The sequence below is a fragment of the Nostoc sp. genome (genome assembly GCF_036917465.1).
Taxonomy (GTDB): Bacteria; Cyanobacteriota; Cyanobacteriia; order Cyanobacteriales; family Nostocaceae; genus Nostoc.
This window is the reverse complement of record NZ_JBALDL010000070.1, coordinates 1-16,326: the sequence shown is the minus strand read 5'-3', so window position 1 is coordinate 16,326 and position 16,326 is coordinate 1. Positions and strand designations below refer to the sequence as shown.

The 16,326-nt window shown below is 40.3% G+C and carries 17 protein-coding genes and 1 pseudogene; 8 read left to right on the top strand and 10 right to left on the bottom strand.

The window, feature by feature from the left end:
* Positions 1 to 211: 211 nt before the first annotated feature.
* Both V7K38_RS16350 and V7K38_RS16345 read right to left on the bottom strand, forming a co-directional pair.
* Positions 212 to 742 carry a pentapeptide repeat-containing protein gene (locus tag V7K38_RS16350; protein WP_334859333.1) on the bottom strand — a complete coding sequence of 177 codons (531 nt, stop codon included), beginning with the start codon at positions 740 to 742 and terminating at the stop codon, positions 212 to 214.
* Positions 743 to 1,034: 292 nt separating this feature from the next.
* Entirely contained in the window at positions 1,035 to 2,429 is a 1,395-nt protein-coding gene (locus tag V7K38_RS16345; RefSeq protein WP_334859331.1) for a TldD/PmbA family protein, read from the bottom strand.
* A 377-nt stretch (positions 2,430 to 2,806) separates the two neighbouring features.
* Between V7K38_RS16345 and V7K38_RS16340 the strand changes: the two genes are divergently transcribed.
* The 3 genes from V7K38_RS16340 (at position 2,807) to V7K38_RS16330 (ending at position 4,902) form a co-directional block, all read left to right on the top strand.
* On the top strand, positions 2,807 to 3,142 hold the full coding sequence (locus tag V7K38_RS16340; RefSeq protein WP_334859329.1) for an RNA recognition motif domain-containing protein: 336 nt from the start codon (positions 2,807 to 2,809) through the stop codon (positions 3,140 to 3,142).
* 120 nt (positions 3,143 to 3,262) lie between these two features.
* On the top strand, positions 3,263 to 3,454 hold the full coding sequence (gene rpsU / locus V7K38_RS16335; RefSeq protein WP_334859327.1) for a 30S ribosomal protein S21: 192 nt from the start codon (positions 3,263 to 3,265) through the stop codon (positions 3,452 to 3,454).
* Positions 3,455 to 3,663: 209 nt separating this feature from the next.
* Positions 3,664 to 4,902, top strand: coding sequence for an acetate kinase (locus V7K38_RS16330; protein WP_334859326.1), 1,239 nt, complete (start codon positions 3,664 to 3,666; stop codon positions 4,900 to 4,902).
* An 8-nt stretch (positions 4,903 to 4,910) separates the two neighbouring features.
* Here V7K38_RS16330 and V7K38_RS16325 read toward each other — a convergent pair whose 3' ends face one another.
* The 3 genes from V7K38_RS16325 to V7K38_RS16315 form a co-directional block, all read right to left on the bottom strand.
* Complete coding sequence (locus V7K38_RS16325; protein WP_334859324.1) at positions 4,911 to 5,882, bottom strand: hypothetical protein; 972 nt, start codon at positions 5,880 to 5,882, stop codon at positions 4,911 to 4,913.
* The gene (locus V7K38_RS16320; protein WP_334859322.1) at positions 5,879 to 6,733 is read right to left on the bottom strand and encodes a hypothetical protein; all 855 of its coding nucleotides are present in this window, start codon (positions 6,731 to 6,733) and stop codon (positions 5,879 to 5,881) included. Before V7K38_RS16320 ends, V7K38_RS16325 begins: the two co-directional genes overlap by 4 nt.
* A 128-nt stretch (positions 6,734 to 6,861) precedes the next feature.
* A complete protein-coding gene (locus tag V7K38_RS16315; protein ID WP_334859320.1) occupies positions 6,862 to 7,320 on the bottom strand; it encodes a hypothetical protein in 459 nt (152 codons plus the stop codon).
* Between the two features lie 443 nt (positions 7,321 to 7,763).
* Here V7K38_RS16315 and V7K38_RS16310 point away from each other — a divergent pair, with 443 nt between their 5' ends.
* The 4 genes from V7K38_RS16310 (at position 7,764) to ftsH3 (ending at position 11,817) form a co-directional block, all read left to right on the top strand.
* The gene (locus V7K38_RS16310) at positions 7,764 to 8,549 is read left to right on the top strand and encodes a hypothetical protein (RefSeq protein WP_334859318.1); all 786 of its coding nucleotides are present in this window, start codon (positions 7,764 to 7,766) and stop codon (positions 8,547 to 8,549) included.
* A gap of 83 nt (positions 8,550 to 8,632) precedes the next feature.
* Complete coding sequence (locus tag V7K38_RS16305; protein ID WP_334859315.1) at positions 8,633 to 9,052, top strand: GNAT family N-acetyltransferase; 420 nt, start codon at positions 8,633 to 8,635, stop codon at positions 9,050 to 9,052.
* Positions 9,053 to 9,069: 17 nt separating this feature from the next.
* Entirely contained in the window at positions 9,070 to 9,867 is a 798-nt protein-coding gene (locus tag V7K38_RS16300) for an aminotransferase class IV (protein WP_334859313.1), read from the top strand.
* Between the two features lie 108 nt (positions 9,868 to 9,975).
* The gene (gene ftsH3 / locus V7K38_RS16295) at positions 9,976 to 11,817 is read left to right on the top strand and encodes an ATP-dependent zinc metalloprotease FtsH3 (protein WP_229552593.1); all 1,842 of its coding nucleotides are present in this window, start codon (positions 9,976 to 9,978) and stop codon (positions 11,815 to 11,817) included.
* A gap of 533 nt (positions 11,818 to 12,350) precedes the next feature.
* Here ftsH3 and V7K38_RS16290 read toward each other — a convergent pair.
* On the bottom strand, positions 12,351 to 12,569 hold the full coding sequence (locus V7K38_RS16290; RefSeq protein ID WP_094330884.1) for a hypothetical protein: 219 nt from the start codon (positions 12,567 to 12,569) through the stop codon (positions 12,351 to 12,353).
* A gap of 289 nt (positions 12,570 to 12,858) precedes the next feature.
* A complete protein-coding gene (locus tag V7K38_RS16285; protein WP_334859310.1) occupies positions 12,859 to 13,020 on the bottom strand; it encodes a CopG family transcriptional regulator in 162 nt (53 codons plus the stop codon).
* A gap of 566 nt (positions 13,021 to 13,586) precedes the next feature.
* Here V7K38_RS16285 and V7K38_RS16280 point away from each other — a divergent pair.
* Positions 13,587 to 13,694, top strand: a pseudogene (locus tag V7K38_RS16280) (helix-turn-helix domain-containing protein); the annotation flags it as partial.
* Positions 13,695 to 13,795: 101 nt separating this feature from the next.
* On the opposite strand, the gene V7K38_RS16275 reads toward V7K38_RS16280, so the two are convergent.
* The 3 genes from V7K38_RS16275 to rsmA form a co-directional block, all read right to left on the bottom strand.
* Positions 13,796 to 14,125 (bottom strand): DUF3082 domain-containing protein, encoded by a 330-nt coding sequence (locus tag V7K38_RS16275; RefSeq protein WP_334859308.1) that lies wholly within the window; start codon positions 14,123 to 14,125, stop codon positions 13,796 to 13,798.
* Positions 14,126 to 14,216: 91 nt separating this feature from the next.
* On the bottom strand, positions 14,217 to 15,191 hold the full coding sequence (gene ispE / locus V7K38_RS16270) for a 4-(cytidine 5'-diphospho)-2-C-methyl-D-erythritol kinase (protein ID WP_334859306.1): 975 nt from the start codon (positions 15,189 to 15,191) through the stop codon (positions 14,217 to 14,219).
* Positions 15,192 to 15,273: 82 nt separating this feature from the next.
* Complete coding sequence (gene rsmA / locus V7K38_RS16265) at positions 15,274 to 16,098, bottom strand: 16S rRNA (adenine(1518)-N(6)/adenine(1519)-N(6))-dimethyltransferase RsmA (protein ID WP_334859304.1); 825 nt, start codon at positions 16,096 to 16,098, stop codon at positions 15,274 to 15,276.
* Positions 16,099 to 16,326: the final 228 nt, after the last annotated feature.

Below are 16,326 nucleotides of genomic sequence, written 5' to 3'. Positions count from 1 at the left end.
CGTTCTGAGTTAGCCGAGGTAGTGTTTTGGTTAATATAGCGTTTACTAAGCAACTGAGGTACAGCTTATTAACCTCACCCCCATAAAGATTAAGCTTTATCTCCCCTCTCCTTAGCAAGGAGAGGGCTTAGGGGTGAGGTTTTAAGATGTACTTCAATAGATCGGGAAGCGCTATATATTGAGTCAACAACCTAGAACCCCTGAAACTAGATTAAACATTCTGATCCAGGATTGTTCCTTCTATATTGGCTCCTTCCAAATTTGCTCCGCTCAAATTTGTCTGATGCAAATCTGCCTGAGTAAGATTTGCCTGAGATAAATCGGCTACTGTTAAGTCTGCACCACTCAAATCGGCTCCATCTAAATTCGCCGCGCTCAAATTTGCTTCCTGTAAATCTGCTTCACTCAAGTTAGTTTCAATCAATTTAGCAACCGTCAAATCAGCTTGACTCAAATTAGCTCCTTCCATTGCGGCTCCATCCAAAATTGCTCCATCCAAAATAGCTCCGCTTAAGTTGCTCCCAGTGAGGTCGGCATTACTCAAATCTGCTCCATTTAAGTCAGCCTTAATCAAACTGGCTTGTGCTAAATTCGCATGACTCAGATTAGCTCCATCTAAAATTGCTCTATCTAAAATTACGCCACTGAGATTGGCTTCCCTTAAGTTGGCCTCGCTTAAGTTTACACCAGTAAAATCTCTGACACCTGCGGCATAGTTTTTCAAGAGTTGATCTACTTTCATATCTGTCGCTGTGCTAAAGAACGTTTAATTCAGACTTTTCAAATTACTTAGACAGTGAGTGCATCCCCAGCACGCGCCACAGAGGATTTTAATATCAAATCACTTTTCTCTAGATTAATCATCCTCAACTACTGGCGCTACTATCTAGAGTTGTGACTTATTTGTATACCTGGGAAGGATGTTGAAGGGTTGAAAAATTAATTTAAGCATTAGTGCCAAATTGGTGCAAAACCGATTCAGTTATAGGTAATTATTGGTCATTAGTCATTGGTCATTTGCAAATGACAAATGACTAAGTTTCTCCACCAACCACTACATCTTGAATTCGGAGACTGGGGCCACCACAACCTACAGACAAACCATTTTGTCCTCCTTTACCACAACCGCCAGATTCATCCCAGTAAAAATCATTACCAATAGCCTCAATATCCGCTAAGGTTTGGAATACATTTCCCGAAAGCGTTACATCCCGCACAGGTTCAGCAATTTTGCCGTTCCTAATCATCCACGCTTCCCCAGCACTAAAGGTAAACATTTCCCCATTGGTCATTCCACCCAACCAATTACGGGCATAAACTCCTTCTTTGATATCAGTGAATAAGTCTTCGACTGGCGTTTTACCCCGTTCAATCCAGGTATTTGTCATCCGCACAATCGGGTTAAAGTGATAATTAAGACATCTAGCATTACCAGTAGGCGCTTCCTCCAATTTGCCAGCAGTTTCACGAGAATGTAAACGTCCAACTAAAACTCCATCTTTAATTAATTGAGTAGTTGTAGCAGGCGTACCTTCATCGTCATAAAAATAGCTACCGCGATGTCCCTCTGGGGCCGCACCATCAAAAATTTGCAGGTCTTCGGGGCCAAACCGCCGTCCAATGGTCATGACTTCTAAGAGATCGGGGTTTTCGTAAGCCATATCAGCCTCAGAAAGATGTCCGAAGGCTTCGTGGACAAATAAACCTGTGAGAATTGGGTCAATAACTACGGTGTAAGTATTACCTTTGACAGATGGCAGAGATAAAGCTGCGATCGCTCTTTGAGCCGCACTTTGTACTTGTTCATCCAAATCAGTTAAATCTTCGTAAGCTTTACGAGAGCCTGTAGTTTCCCGTCCAGTTTGTACAGTTTCGCCATTTCTCGCGGTGGCGGCAAAGCGCATTTCCATATCTACCCAAGATTGCTCAATTAAAGTACCTTCTGAGGTAGCGATAATTACTTTTTGGGCGCTGTCGCCGTAACGTACCGAAGTAGTGGTAATTCGGGGATCAACACTTTTGAGCAATTCACTATAGCGATCACACAACTGTTTTTTCTTCGAGAGGGGAACTTTCCGAGGATCAGTTCCTTTTAGAGGGAGAATGCATATTGCTTGTACTGGGTCAATGGGTGCAAGTAAAGTTTCTTCATCACCAACCATTCGCGCCGCCGCGATCGCTTCTTCGATCCGATCCTGAATTGTCCCCAGGTGGTTAAAGCAGCTTAACCCCCATCCACCTTTATAACAAGCGCGAATATGTCCACCAATGGAGATGCCTTCGCTTAGGGTTTCTACCTTGTCGCCACGCAACAAGATATCAGTCCCCTCTGCTTCTTCAAGGCGAATCATTAGATAATCTACACGCTTTGAGTAGCGGGCGATGAGGTCAGAAAGTAAATTTTGTGCGTCAGCAAGTATAGTCGACATTTCCAGGTAGTTACAATGACGATCTGCATTTATTTTGCAATTATTTGGGTAATTTATGCTACTCAATGTTAAAGTTGCCCATGAGGGAGGGGCAGTGAGCAGGGGGAGATCAGGGAGCAGAGCAGAAGTTACAGTAAGTCTTTTCCCAATTCCCAATGCCCCATGCCCCATGCCCCATGCCCCATGCCCCATGCCCAATCTTAGTACTTCCTTTTTCATAATGGGTAAGAACTCAATGATGTGCTAAGGTAGTTAGGTGAGAATAAAATTCGGTTACAGCGTTTGTTTTTAGTATTGACAGGCTTTTTCCTTTTGGTCTTAACAAGCTTGTCTCCGAAATCTAAATCTCTACACACCTATGATTTTGGAGATAACGCATGTCAATTTATGTAGGTAATCTATCCTACGAGGTCACATCAGAAGACCTCACATCAGTTTTTGCTGAACATGGTTCTGTAAAGCGCGTTCAGTTGCCTACTGACCGTGAAACTGGTCGTCCACGCGGCTTTGCTTTCGTAGAGATGGGCACAGAAGCTGAAGAAACAGCCGCCATTGAAGCTCTTGATGGTGCTGAATGGATGGGACGCGACCTCAAAGTGAACAAGGCTAAACCCAAGGAAGACAGAAGTGGTTCCTTTGGTGGTGGTGGCGGCGATCGTCGCGGTGGCGGCGGCGGTGGATACAATCGTGGTGGTGGTGGTGGACGCTACTAAGCTTTAAGATCAAAAATTAAGTTTTAAGGTTTTAAGGGCAGAATCATTATCTGCCCTTTTTGCTCTCCGGTCTACTGGATTGCTCAAAATTGCCCAGTACCAATTAAGTAGGAGATGAAAATGACCCAAGTATTTGTGGGCGAAAATGAAGGAATTGAGTCAGCCCTACGTAGATTTAAGAGGGAAGTTTCCAAAGCAGGTATCTTTCCAGACATGAGGAAGCATCGTCACTTTGAAACGCCTTTAGAAAAACATAAGCGCAAAGAAGTCGCAAGACACAAACAATCTAAGAGAAATTTCCGTCGCAATTAAGAACACACGATATCTACGGTAAGCGATACTAACGCAGTGTCTCATAATATTCTTAGCTGTCGAAGGGGCGATCGCTTTACTGGTGAATATGAATCTAAAAAATTTTAGCGATGGAGTCACACCTTTGCTACATATTATGCCCATAGGCTAGAAGCATAAGCTTACATTTAGTCACACGATCAAAGGTGGTCATCTTTTTATGTTGTCTTATGAAGATATTGGTGCTGAATGCCGGATCGAGTACCCAAAAGAGTTGTCTGTATGATATTACAGATGAGGTTTTCTCCACCCAAGCAGCCCAACCCCTTTGGTACGGGAAAATCAACTGGACTCAAGATCGTGGTGTGGCACAAATTGAGGTGAAAACTGCTACTGGTGCAACACTGCAAGAATCAATCTCTGGTGATTCTCCACAGGCACACCTTACTTATATGCTTCATACACTTACTGATGGTGCTACCAAAGTAATAAATAAGTTTTCAGACATCAATGTGGTGGGGCATCGCATAGTACATGGTGGACAGGATTATCGAGATAGTGTCGTAATTACTGATGATGTCAGAAAGGCGATCGCTAGTTTATCTAATCTCGCTCCAGCCCATAATCCAGTTGCTGTGGAAGGTATACAAGCAATTGAAGAAATTTCAAAAGATGTCACGCAAGTAGCAGTCTTTGATACTGGATTTCATGCCACTCTCCCCGATGCAGCAGCTATCTATCCCGGCCCATATCAGTGGGTAGAGCAAGGTATCCGTCGCTATGGGTTTCATGGTATCAGTCATCAATACTGTTCTCAACGTGCTGCCGAAATTCTCGGTCGAGATGTTCCACTTGAGCGGTTAATTACCTGTCATTTGGGAAATGGTTGCTCTTTAGCGGCGATTAAAAACGGTCGCAGTATTGATACTACAATGGGATTTACGCCCCTAGACGGATTGATGATGGGTAGTCGTTCTGGCTCAGTTGATCCGGGAATTCTGATTTATTTGTTACGACACTACGATTACTCCGTTGAAAAATTGGATGATATCTTAAATAAAGCTTCTGGGTTAAAGGGAATTTCGGGTGTATCTAGCGATATACGGGAAGTCAGAGAAGCGATGTTGACGACGGGCTACGCCTACGCTCAAAGTAATTCCCGCGCTCAACTGGCGTGGGATATCTATGTGCATCGCTTGCGTTCCGGTATCGGTGCAATGCTTGCCAGTTTGGGCGGATTAGATACTTTGGTATTTACAGCAGGTGTGGGTGAACACTCTGCGGAAATTCGCCAAGCCGCTTGTGAAGCTTTTGGTTTTTTGGGATTGAAACTTGATATTGAAAAAAATCAGCAGCAGCCTGTTGATAAAGATATTGCTACAACTGACTCAGCAGTGCGGGTATTAGTGATCCATACTCAAGAAGATTGGGCGATCGCCAAGCAGTGTTGGAAACTTTTACAAAAATAGAATAGGATTTAGCTAAAAAATTTATAAATACTCGTAACCAAAGAAACCAACGTAAAAATAATTTTCCAAATTCGTCGTCTTATAAAGCTTAAAATATACTCTACAAGTTTTGGGGCGATAAGTGACAAAAACGGCAATAATAAAGACTTAACATCCCTAAAGCTACTAATAGCACCAACAATGATAGGGATGAGACAAATCACCGTCCATATCAACCAATTGATCAATTTAGAGTTGATGGAACTACGTCTTTGCAGTTGACTGACAAGTACATAGCGAGTAGTAGCAAATAGTACAGCGAAGCCGATCGAAGCAAATATTAATAGTATCCAATTTGCTGGATGTACATTGTAGACTAAAAAACCAGCCGGAAACAGCGAAGCTATCTCCCAAACTAGCAGATTTAGTTTAGTCCGAAAGCAATTTAGTATTTGTTCAGTCAACCAATAATGAGCAGATACAATTGTTGAAAAGTTGGAATTTTGGATAAAATCCAACTTGATTTTGTGGAATATATCACCATGAAGGAGGATAGTACTTTGTAAAATGATGTCTTTCTCTTGATAAACATCTGAAGCTGATTCAGCCTGCTCATAGTAAGAATTAAAGCTAAGTCCAGACTGTAAGCTTGTTTTACCCCGTGCAGTTCTACTCAGAAGAGATTTTATAATATTGACTATAATAGTAAGGTAGAAAAAATTACTAACCTGTTTTTCAGTAATTTCTTTTGTCTTTCCAAACACAACATTATTACTAAAACAGGCATAATACCACAGAGGAATTATCAGCTTTGGCGGAATATACAGAGAAATACCAGTTTTTTGTGCTTGCTGAATCTGTTCTACAACAGGATCATTTAGGTAAAAACTAAGCTGCGATCGCTCCACCTTAAGTTCAAAGCGATCGCCTTGAGGAACTTGTAGAAACAGAGAGAGTACAACATCAGCTTGGTTGTCTGTTTTTGTTATATCAGCGTTCATTTTCGAGATAAATTTGCTATACTCTGTACCAAATTAATCAAAAAACTAAATGTTCCACGCCACTGTTGCTCTCCAGCAATCAGTCCTTCATGATGTGTATTAATGATTAGATTTTTCGCTTCTTCAGATAAATTAAACAGTTCCTTATGGTAACGAGTGATAATATCTCCATCAAACTGCATGACAGTTTGAGCAAAAATAATATCAGTTTTGGTACTTTTGATGTTACCACCATCAAGTGCAGCTTTGAGTTCATACATTTTACGTAGGGTACGAACAAATTTATCATTATTTAAAAGTCTTTGAATTTCTTTAAAAGTTTCAATCCAATCTTCTTCATTATTTCCATCTTTGTCATCAAGAACGGGAGTTGGAGCAGGTAGTATTGGTTCAGCTAGTTTCACATTCGCTTGATCCGTTTCAACTAGGTTTGGTTGATGTTTCTTCGCATATTCAAGCCTCCGGCGATATCGTTTTATCCGCTCATCCTGCGGATTATAAAAATCTGAACCTTCTTCAATAAGAAGGTAAAAATATTCTCTTTCAAGTTGGTTAAATAGACTTTTATAACGCTTATGCAGTTCTTGAGCTTGAGTACCTTCTTCTGGAATACCTTTTGCCTCAAAGTAGTCTGGATCTTGTATAGAATAAATTTCTTGATACGCCTCCCAAGCATTAAACTTGGAAGCATTAATCCTATCTACAACCATTGTATTAACTTCTAAGGCTGTAATATCAGAAACTAATGTTTGTACAGAAGATACTAAATTGTTTAACAAACCTCTAGCTTGATTTTGAATATTTTGAGGTTGAGCAACATTTCGGTCTTTAATTTGAAGATTATTAGACATAGTTTTACCCTCTCATAGTTCTGAACTAATTTGACTGCAAGATTGTATTGATAGATACAAGCAAACGAACCCAAGCAAATGTTAGATTGCTGTAGCTACTTTAGTTTAAAGGGGTAATTAACAAACGCTTAAAGTTCTGATTTTTTACGATTTTTCACGATTTCCATAAAAAATCCATATAATTTTTCCACACTTTCTATATTCTTGTGAATAATCTCCCGTCCGTCTCTAATTTGAGTCAAATGAAATTCACGAATTTCTTTATAGGGCCCACTATCAGTAAATTGACTACCAATTTCATTTTGGATATCGCCACTAACAAGATTAATTCGGGTATAGATTCGATTACCTGGTTTGGCTGCTTCTATCTCATTTTGTGATTGTTGAGATGACTCTGCTACCCAAGTAGTTATTTTTAAATCAATGGCTTCAACTATTACTGTTTTAATAGCATCAATAATTTCGTCAATATCCAGTCCCTTTTTATTAGCATTAAGATTAGTAACTATTGTTCTAAAATCACTATTTTTTGCCTGAATGGATAGACCATTATTTTCTAAGTTGTTCTTAGCTTCGGTATCTAGCATAAGATTAAGGAGGTAAAAGGTGTAATTGCGAACGAAATATTATCTTAAATCATGTTGTAATTTTTACTGCTTTTACTTAATAAAACTAAGTAATTTAATAAGCTAATAAGTTGTTGCTCAACAATAGTAAAGTTAGATTTCAAGGATCTAATTTCATCTCAGAAAATAAAATAATTTCTTAGATGCTACAAATAAGAAATTGAAAATTTTACTCTAGAGTACTTGCAAAAAAATGTGCAATATGATACATGTACTTTGCCTAAATACTTCTTTTCCGTTTCTCCTGAGGAAATATAGGGTTGTTTACTGTTAGTTATTTCTCAAAAGTAGAGTAGCTTTATGGGTGGACTGCTGTGTCAGCTACTGTAACTATATAGCTGAGTAATTTTACAACAAGTATATTATATATAAGAAGTTACTTCTGCGTGGGAAGACAAAAAAATATGTTGTTGTCGCGTCAAGCTATTGTTACACCTTTCATCATCTGTGTGTGTATTTCAGGAATTGCCCTGATTCAATTTCCCCAATTACAAAAATTGATAGATAGCAAAAAATCTGCCTCTTTAGAGACTCTAAAAAAAGAAATTAAATCAGAAAAAATTCGTCTTAATCTTCTAAAAAAAACGCCTAGTTTTGGTTATGATAATTTCATTGCAGATTTAATATATCTCAATTTTTCACAGTACTTTGGAGATGATGAAGTTCGGGATAAAACAGGTTATAGTTTAAGCCCAGAATATTTTGAAGTTATTCTAGAACGCGATCCCCGATTTTTAGCAGCGTATCGGAGTCTTTCTATCAGTACTTCATTGTATGCTGCTATGCCAGAACGCGCGATCGCACTTTCAGAGAAAGGCTTAAAATCACTATCTCCATTCGTTCCCGAAAAGTCTTATTACGTATGGCGTTACAAAGGAACTGATGAGTTATTATTTTTAGGGAACGCTCACGCTGCTCAAAAGTCTTTTGCAACGGCGGCAAACTGGGCTAGTAACTTTTCAGATGCAGAGAGTCAACTTGTAGCTTATACTTCCCAAAAAACTTCGGAATTTCTGAGTCGAAATCCTAATAGTAAATATGCTCAAATTTCTACTTGGTCAATGGTTTTAAATAATCAAGTTGACGAGAGAACTCGGAAACGAGCAATTAGGGAAATTGAAACTTTAGGAGGAAAAGTGATTACAACTCCTGAAGGTATTAATAAAATTCTATTTCCCCCAAAAGATTAAATTATTACTCATAAGAGTTGACTGCAAGTATAGTAGCGAATTCTCCCCCCAAAGGTTTCTATATTTTTTACGCATCATTGAGTATGTCAATACAATTAGCGGAGTTTGACTTTCAAATATTAGGGTGTTTTCCTATTATTTTCCAGTTGCGCCCTCACCTTGAAGAAGCTAAGTTTATAGAACAAGTTCGATATCAAATGAAAGAAGGATATCAACTTGCATTCTTGGAACTAGAGGAGCAAGCTGTTGCAGTGGCTGGGTTTCGCATTAATACGTGTTTAGCATTGGGAAAGTTTTTGTACATTGATGACTTAATTGTTGATGAGTTTAAGCGATCGCAAAGTTATGGTAAACAATTATTTCAATGGCTCATTGAATATGCAAGAAATCAGGGCTGCGAACACCTCAGTCTTGATTCTGGTGTTCAACGATTTGCAGCTCACAGGTTTTATCTCATAGAACGCATGAGCATTACAAGTCATCACTTTTCAATGGAGTTGTAGATACTAGCAATCTAGTTGTGACAAATAATATTTTTTGGTATGACGGTAGATTAATTCACTCTCAAACCCTCGAATTAAACATTAACGATCCAGGTTTACTTTATGGGGCAACTGTTTTTACCACATTGCGGGTTTATCATAATTCCCTAGATCATAGTTTAACTAATTGGCAAGCACACTGCGATCGCTTACTTTTCTCCATCCAAGCTTTTGGCTGGCAGCAACCAGACTGGAATCGTGTGCGTCAAGGCGCTCAAATTCTCCTCACCCACTTCCCCGTTCTCAGAATTACCCTTTTTCCCGATGGACGAGAGTGGATAACAGGTAGATTATTACCAAATAATTTGATAGAAAAACAAAATAATGGTATAATATCCGCCGTCGCTAGCTCGGAATTTTATCGTTCTCTCCCCTCTCATAAAACTGGAAATTATTTGAGTGCTTGGTTGGCAAAAACTAGCTTAGATGCTGAAGAAGCAATATTAGTTGATGCTCAAGGAAATTGGCTAGAAACCAGTACAGGCAACCTTTGGGGATGGTGCGATCGCAGTTGGTACACGCCGCCAATAAAGGCTGGAATTTTACCAGGAATTTTGCGATCGCAACTTGGAAACTGGTTACAAAACCACCAACAGCCTGTGCGAGAAGAACCTTGGACAGTAGGGCTAGTCGAGAGATTTGAAGCGATCGCCTACACTAATAGTATCGTCGAAATTATTCCCATTCATACCGTTAATCAGCCTTCAGGGTCGCTACAATATAATCCCTACCATCCGAGCTTTCAGCAAATTAGGGAGCTTTTTGTAGCACGATAGCTACGCCACTTTGTTACACTTAAGATAAGTTAACATAATTCTTAATAATGACCTTTCCGAGCAGAGACGGTAAGCGATGGCGCGAAACATACAGGAGGATAGACCTTAGTGAATAAAAGATGGAGAAATGCAGGGCTGTACGCGCTGCTGTTTATTGTCGTCATTGCGCTGGGAACAGCATTTTTTGACAAACAACCCCAAAGCAGAGAGACATGGCGATACAGTCGCTTTATTCAAGAAGTTCAACAAGGCAGAGTAGAAAAAGTCAGTTTGAGTGCAGACCGTTCTACAGCACTGGTTACACCCAAATATGACCCAGCTAAACGGATTGTTACCTTAGTTAACGATCCAGACTTAATTAATACTCTGACTTCAAAAGGCGTTGATATTTCTGTTTTGCCCCAAACCGACGAAGGATTTTGGTTTAAGGCACTAAGCAGCTTATTTTTCCCTGTATTGCTTTTGGTTGGCTTATTCTTCTTGCTCCGTCGCGCTCAAAGTGGCCCAGGTAGCCAAGCCATGAACTTTGGCAAATCCAAAGCCAGAGTGCAAATGGAACCACAAACTCAGGTGACATTTGGCGATGTAGCTGGTATTGACCAAGCCAAGTTGGAATTAAATGAAGTTGTAGACTTTCTGAAAAACGCCGATCGCTTCACTGCCGTTGGTGCAAAAATTCCTAAAGGTGTTCTATTAGTTGGCCCTCCTGGTACTGGTAAAACCCTCCTAGCTCGTGCCGTAGCTGGTGAAGCAGGTGTACCCTTCTTCTCAATCTCCGGTTCGGAATTTGTCGAAATGTTCGTCGGTGTGGGTGCATCCCGCGTCCGCGATTTATTTGAACAAGCTAAGACCAATGCACCTTGTATCGTCTTCATCGATGAAATTGACGCAGTAGGTCGTCAACGGGGTGCTGGTTTAGGTGGCGGTAACGATGAACGGGAACAAACCCTCAATCAACTACTCACCGAAATGGACGGCTTTGAAGGTAATACTGGCATCATTATTATTGCCGCTACTAACCGTCCTGATGTCCTAGATGCAGCCCTCTTGCGTCCTGGTCGCTTTGACCGTCAAGTTGTGGTAGACCGTCCTGATTATGCCGGACGCAGTGAAATTCTCAAAGTTCACGCCCGTGGCAAAACCTTGGCGAAAGATGTAGATTTGGATAAAATCGCCCGTCGTACCCCTGGATTTACTGGCGCAGATTTATCTAACTTGTTGAATGAAGCCGCAATTCTGGCAGCCCGCCGGAATTTAACAGAGATTTCGATGGATGAAATCAATGACGCGATCGATCGCGTATTGGCTGGGCCAGAGAAGAAAGACCGGGTAATGAGCGAAAAGCGCAAAACCTTAGTGGCTTATCATGAAGCTGGTCATGCCTTAGTTGGTGCTTTAATGCCAGACTATGACCCAGTACAGAAGATTAGCATCATCCCTCGCGGTCGCGCAGGTGGTTTAACTTGGTTTACCCCCAGCGAAGACCGGATGGACACTGGTTTATACAGCCGTGCTTATCTAGAAAATCAGATGGCTGTGGCTTTGGGTGGTCGGATTGCTGAAGAATTAATCTTTGGTGAAGAAGAAGTTACCACTGGTGCTTCTAATGACTTGCAGCAAGTGGCACGGGTTGCGCGTCAGATGATTACCAGATTCGGCATGAGCGATCGCTTAGGCCCAGTTGCCCTTGGTCGTCAGCAAGGTAACATGTTCCTGGGACGAGATATCATGTCAGAGCGTGATTTCTCTGAAGAAACCGCCGCCGCTATTGATGAAGAAGTCCGCAAACTAGTGGATGTAGCCTATACACGCGCTAAAGAAGTGTTAATAGGCAACCGCCACATTTTAGATCAAATCGCCCAAATGTTGGTTGATAAAGAAACGGTAGACGCTGAAGAGTTGCAAGAAATTCTCTCGAATAACGATGTGACAACTGCTGCTTTTGCCTAATTTAATGACTAATTAGGAGTTAAAAACAATTCCTAACTCCTAAGCGTTAATAAAAGCCCGGTCATGAAGACCGGGCTTTTAATATGGGGTTATATACCCCGAAGGTTTCGTTATAGAGTTTCAGTATAAATCGCTTATCTGATAGAGACTACCACCTGAACATAATCAATTCCGGAAAATTAGAAAAATTTTTTAGATATAGCCATAGTCACATAGGTTAGGACAGTGTTGATTGTTCAAAGCCTTGAAGTAAGTGGGTTTCTACTCAGCACACACTAAACGCCCCGCTACCACTAATAGCACTCAGAACTTTGTCATACACTCAACTCAAAAAAGCTAGAACCCTGACTTCAAAAGAAAAAATTACAATCTAGCTACAATTCGAGAAGTCTGAATGGTGAAAAAATTCCCGAATCGATCATGTTAAAGTGCAATCCGCTAGCTTGTTTACCCGACTCTGACAATACCCTAACTTTCTGAATTTTGACATAACTAGCGTTAAGAGTGACTCGATACTCAACCAGTCACCGAACTTAAACTCTGGATGTCGGTTTCAAAAATAGCCAGGCCACAAAGAATGTAGCCGCCGTGAATAGTTGCGTCAAATCTAAAGCCGATAGATAGCCATCTGCAAATGAAGCAATACTGCGATCGGTAATGCCAAATACCCAAGATGACAGTCCAAACAGCCAAATCCCATTCTTGAGATTTCCGACGAATTCTTTAGAGTCTGATGGTTTTTGGTCTTTCATGAGCTTCTGTTCCGTTGGTGAGAAATTTGATGATTGATGCGAAGTACTTGCGATTAAGAATTTTCCTTACTTCTGACCTTAAATTTAGGTTCCCTATTAATAATATTAATAAATATTTCACCTGCTTGACTTCACTGCCAAAAAGTACGTCTCGTAATCTTGACATTCTTCCTTTGGTTTTGTCACCTCTGATAGGCGCTTATGCATTGAGTAGGGGCGCACAGCTAGCTGTGCGCCCCTACAAATTTACAAATAATTTTGGAAAATTTATTTTTTGCAAGTACCAGGTTTAAGAAACTTTTTCCTCTTGAGTAGGAAGAGAGCGAACTAACTCCCGAATTACATCGGTTTTTGGTCTCCCTGTGATTAAACAGTATTGTTCAAGCTTCTTATGTACCTCGCTTGATGTGAGATTGATTGTAAGCCTTTTAGCAGCCCATTTTTTATTCATGTATAAGCTATATTTTTAAACCACTTCTCTAATATCAATCTTTTAAGCTGCTACTACAATGGTATAAGTAATGACATCTAATTTAAGTAATGATGAAGCAGGATATTATGTTTTTCTAAGCAATAGTCAAGAAGTAAAATATACTCTCAATTATGAAGTTGAGTTACTTTTAGGGCAGTAATTCTATAAATAAAATGTAAAAATAACATTAAAGTAACTAAACATAAAACAAGTATTTTCACTAACTGTTTTCGTACTAAATTACAAGAATGAATTGAGTAGATATTAGGGTTGAATAAAATTTCAATTATCTTTCATCAATGGATTGAAATTTTCGAGGGCACTGTGCCTAATCTAATCGCTAGAATATTTTTTATTGTATTAGAGGATGTTTTAAAAATTGAAGCAGACCAAAAATTATGCGAGTCGTCGAACCATTTGCTTTCTGCCGCCTAATCTTAACCCGAACTCACTACTATACACCAAAATTACAACATCTGCTGTTCAACGATGGATGTCAAAAGACAAACTGATTATGTAAATTGAATGCAGATTAGCTTAATTAGACAATCGACCAGATTGCTACTGCACTAGGCTATCAAAATACCTATCATTTCTCTAGGCAGTTTCGTCAATACCACGATCTTTCTCCCAAAACTTGGAGGAAACAGTAATAACTTCTTCAGTCTTCTAGAAATGCAAAGCTACAATTTCTCAAAAATCGTGATATGTGAGAAAAAATTCTGCCTTTAGGTTGCTGAGTAAAAGCAAATTACTAGTTTTCACTACTTTTTTGCTTAGTAAATTCCTGGACTAATAATTGCACTCCCAAAGCCAACAAACCAATTGCTACTATACCAAATATCCCGCTTCCTAAAGCAACTACACCGACAACCAGAGTCCTAACAGCAGAAGAAATCTTAATTACCAATGGATTAATTGAATGGAGAGGTTTAGCAGCAAAATTTGTAGCGATCGCAATCATCAGCGAATACATTGCATATCCCATTCCTCCAGAAATTACCGCCCCAATTAGACAGCGTAACGGACTCGCTGCCGCCTCTATTTTAGTATCCGTTGGTGGTGTTAAATTTTGGTCACTCATACCATTTTATATTTTAGATTTTGGATTTTAAATTGGGGCATTAAGAATAATTTTTGTTTATTCCCATACTTCACTAACGAAAAATAATTATTTAAACAGACAATGCCACTTTAATACCATGTGTGATTGTCCGAGTTACAAACAATTCTAAGTCCTCATCAAGAATTGCTTCCCTTACTTGCAGCTTAACCTGTTCTGCTTGCTGTTGAGACTCAAAAAGAGCAAATACTGTTGGCCCAGAACCAGACATCATTGTTCCTAAAACCCCTTCTTGATTAGCAAACACTTCTCGCAACTGCAAAACTTGGGGATAGGCTGGCAATACCACACGCTCTAAATCATTATGCAATTTTTGAGCAATTTCTCGCGTATCTTTATCCAAAATAGCTTTTACTATTGCTCCTGAATGAACTGCACTAGCACGCGCTGCCAAGTTATCGGTATCTCTAATATAAGAATGACCAAACTGCTGTCGGTAGGTTTTGTATGCCCAAGGCGTAGAAACTTCCAGACTGCGGTATTTTCCCAATACTATATATATGTTATCTAAACTGGGCAGGGGAGAAAGTTGCTCACCCCTACCTGTTGCGATCGCAGTTCCACCCGCTACACAAAATGGTACATCTGAGCCAAGTGTACCTCCCAACTCCTCTAATTCTGACTGAGTTAATCCCAACTTCCAAAGTAAATCTATCCCCACCAACACAGCTGCTGCATTTGTCGAACCCCCAGCCAACCCAGCAGCGACAGGAATCTGCTTGTTAATGGTAATCTCCACACCCCCATATTTAGCAAAGGCTTCAGGAAATTGCCTCACCATTAATTCTGCTGCTCGGTATGCCAGGTTACTTTTATCTATCGGTACTTGTGGATGGTTGCAGTGAACGCGAATACTGTTAGTGCTGATAGAATGCACATCAATTTGGTCTGCAAGTCCAATACTTTGAAGTATCATGGCTAACTCATGATAACCATCGGCGCGTTGGCGTAGCCCGCCGGAGGCATCGCCAATGATTTCTAGATACAAGTTGATTTTAGCAGGGGCAATAAGGCTGTAGGAACGCATTTTCTAAGAATGGGGAATGGGGAATGGGGAATGGGGAATGGGGAATAGGGAATGAGGAATGGAATAAAATCTGCCTTATCCCCTACTCCCTACTCCCCACTCCCAGTTCATTTGCTAGGACTACCCATTGCTGAACGCCGATATCTTCGGCTCTGGCTTGGGGATTTATTTTTAATTGTTCCAGTAAGTGGCTCAGGCGATCGCGTTCTATGACTGATTGCAAATTATTTCGTAACATTTTGCGCTTGGCACCAAATCCCAACTTTAAGAAAGTCTCTAGCTGTCGGGGATTAAGTGCTGGTATTTCTATTTTTCGGGGGCGCAATCGCACCACTGCTGAATCAACCTTTGGCGGTGGATGGAATGCGGCTGCTGGAACGGTGCAAATTAACTCACACTCAGCCAAATACTGTACCCGCACGCTCAACGCCCCAAAGGTTTTTGACCCTGGTTTAGCATACAACCTTTCTGCTACTTCTTTTTGTACCAGCAATACTATAGAGTCAAATGGTTCGGGATTAGGGTTTGCGATCGTACCCAGTAGTTTCTCAATGATTGGCCCCGTAATATTGTAGGGAATATTGGCTACTACCTTATTTGGCTTTTGGAAATCGGGAAAGGCTACCAAATAAGATGGTAAATCTAGAGTAAGAAAATCACCTTGCAGTAATAAGAAATTTTTAGTCTTACCCAGTTGCTTTGACAACAGTTGGCATAAGTCGCGGTCGATTTCAACTGCAATCAGAGATTGCACTAGGGGTAATAACCGACGAGTTAGAATACCTGTTCCGGGCCCAATTTCCAGGATGCGATCGCTTTCTGTACACTCTGCTGCTTTAATAATTGCGTCGAGCGCTTTTTCACTTTTGAGCCAATGTTGAGCAAAGACCTTGCGCGGTCGGATCATCTGTATTTATTGCCTAGTCTAGTTTTTAGCTTTTTCTCAAAAACTCATTATAAATTGTTAAATTTGTCTACACCGCTAGACTTACTGTAACGGATATTGAGCTAAGGATCGTGGATTAAATAAGGTGTAATACTGCCAATGATATCTATACACTAGAGGGGTAAATGGATGAACTGGTAGATGATGCAAACTTACCCTAATGAGATTGAGGTTCAAATCCAACGATAC